Here is a 1,994-nt window from a genome sequence, read left to right on the forward strand (position 1 = left end):
GTTCACGCCCGACCCGGCGAACCCATCGGGCGAGCCGCTGGTGTACTTCATCCACACCGATCACCTGAACACGCCGCGGGTGGTGGTGGACCGGCAGAACCGGGTGCGCTGGCGCTGGCTGGCCGAGCCCTTCGGCACGAGCGCGCCGGAGACCAACCCGAGCGGGTTGGGGGCCTTTACGCAGAACCTGAGGTTCCCGGGGCAGTATGCGGATGCGGAGAGTGGGCTGTTCTACAACTACCACCGCTACTACAACTCGGCGGGCGGGCAGTACACGCAGAGCGATCCGATCGGGCTGGCGGGTGGGAGCGTGTCGACATATGGGTATGTGGGTGGGAATCCTCTCTCGTACACGGACCCTCAAGGGCTATGTCCGGTATGTGTCATTGTTTGGATTGCCGAGGTATTCGGCGTTTCAGTCGAAACGGTTGTTGTAGGAAGCGTTATAGGGACGGAAATTGGAGTCGGCCTCGCTACCGGCGCTGTTGTCCCAGGGGTTCCGGTGGGGGGCGGTCGGGAATACAGTTCGAACTGCTGAGAAATACTCCCTAAGAGTTCTAAAGGATGGTTTCTATCCGGTGATGAAACGAGGGCGCAAGGATCCAGTCGCAATAACTTGGTGTGAGGCGGGTGATGTCTGGAAATTTGGGAAGACTATTAATCCGTCAACCAGATATTCTCAAGCCACTTTGGACAATATAGGCGAGCATGGTGTGGTGTATGCCAAGGAATTTGCATCTCTGAGCAACGAGGCATTGTTGCTTGAATTGATGAAGATTGAAAACTACGTGCTGCAAGCAGGCAAATTGCCGCCTGGAAATAAAATTAAGAGATAGGAAGGGTAAATGAAGATATTTCTCAGCGGTGATGTGGATTGGGAATCTCGTGTCGATACTATTTGTTTGGAGCTTGCAAAAATTGATGAGGTTCCGTTTTTTGCTGGGCGACCCTATGGCTCGCGATTGCAAAAGGTGGGGGTAATTCTGGTTTGCCACAATGAGGAACTTGGGCTCAAGCAAAGAGTTCGCCTCGACCGAAAAAACCGCGTTCTCTACATGGACGTTATGCTTGATTTCAATGAAATGAAAACCGCATCGCAGCAAGAGAGGAGAAGGATCGTGGCGACTCGTCTTGTCGACGAAGTAAGTCGAGTGGTATCAAAGTATGCGAGCAACGAGTTCAATGCTGCGATGTTCAGCAGTGATTTCCGGCGTTGGATCGAATCGACGGGCTGGCTGACGTAGCTCGCCACGGAGGGCTGCTTGCAACTTCAAAATGAGGCGAGCATCACGACGAACGCGGCGAGCCTGGGGCATCCACTACGACGCGAACGGCAACCGCACGGGCCTGAGCCTGAACGGCAGCCCGAGCACCTACAGCGTGGAGGCGACGAGCAACCGCAAGACGAGCATCACGAACCCGGCGCACAGCCTCGTGTTCGACAGCGCGGGCACCACGCTCAGCGACAGCGCGGCCGATGGCTCGGGCTACACGGCGACATACAACCTGCGGGGCCAGCTCGCGACGATCACCAAGAACGGGGTGACGACGCGCTACAACGCAGCAGAATCGCATTAATATCACAAATGATTTTTTTTGAGATGAATCACCTGATTCTTCCACGCGAATTCCTTCTGGGCACTCAGTCAGCGGGCGATATTAAGTGGATTGATGCCCCTGGGCTGGGCTTGGGAGGATGCTTCTACGATTATTTCAGATCCACTGATGGGGCGGTTGTCGGTGTGCGGTACTGGATCATGGAGTCATTGGATTCTCGGCGACACCCTGTGTATTCTCAGTTCCTGAATGACAGTAGATTCTCATTTGATGAATCGGGTGCCTTTGTTGATATCTTCTTCGAAGAAAATGGTGGCCTCCTTGAACGGAGGGGGATGGTATCCCTTGACGTGGTTCAGGACTTTGGTGGCGACGATGTGGTAAGGCACAAGAATTGGTACGGGATAGTCTTTTCTCTGGCAATTAACAGCGAGGCG

General features: G+C 54.5%; 5 protein-coding genes. All 5 read left to right on the forward strand.

All coding sequences use genetic code 11. The annotated features are described in order from the left end of the window. A partial coding sequence (locus tag AC1D01_RS32215; RefSeq protein ID WP_477873572.1) for an RHS repeat-associated core domain-containing protein occupies positions 1 to 538 on the forward strand: 538 nt, incomplete at its 5' end. Positions 539 to 581: 43 nt separating this feature from the next. Then, entirely contained in the window at positions 582 to 836 is a 255-nt protein-coding gene (locus AC1D01_RS32220) for a hypothetical protein (protein WP_477873573.1), read from the forward strand. 9 nt (positions 837 to 845) lie between these two features. Further along, positions 846 to 1,244: an Imm44 family immunity protein gene (locus AC1D01_RS32225; RefSeq protein WP_477873574.1), complete on the forward strand. Its 399-nt coding sequence runs from the start codon at positions 846 to 848 to the stop codon at positions 1,242 to 1,244. Positions 1,245 to 1,275: 31 nt separating this feature from the next. Continuing rightward, positions 1,276 to 1,578: a hypothetical protein gene (locus tag AC1D01_RS32230; RefSeq protein WP_477873575.1), complete on the forward strand. Its 303-nt coding sequence runs from the start codon at positions 1,276 to 1,278 to the stop codon at positions 1,576 to 1,578. 23 nt (positions 1,579 to 1,601) lie between these two features. Then, the coding region (locus AC1D01_RS32235) for a hypothetical protein (protein WP_477873576.1) at positions 1,602 to 1,994 on the forward strand (393 nt) is incomplete at its 3' end.

This window comes from Rhizobacter sp. P3_B12 (assembly GCF_056402895.1).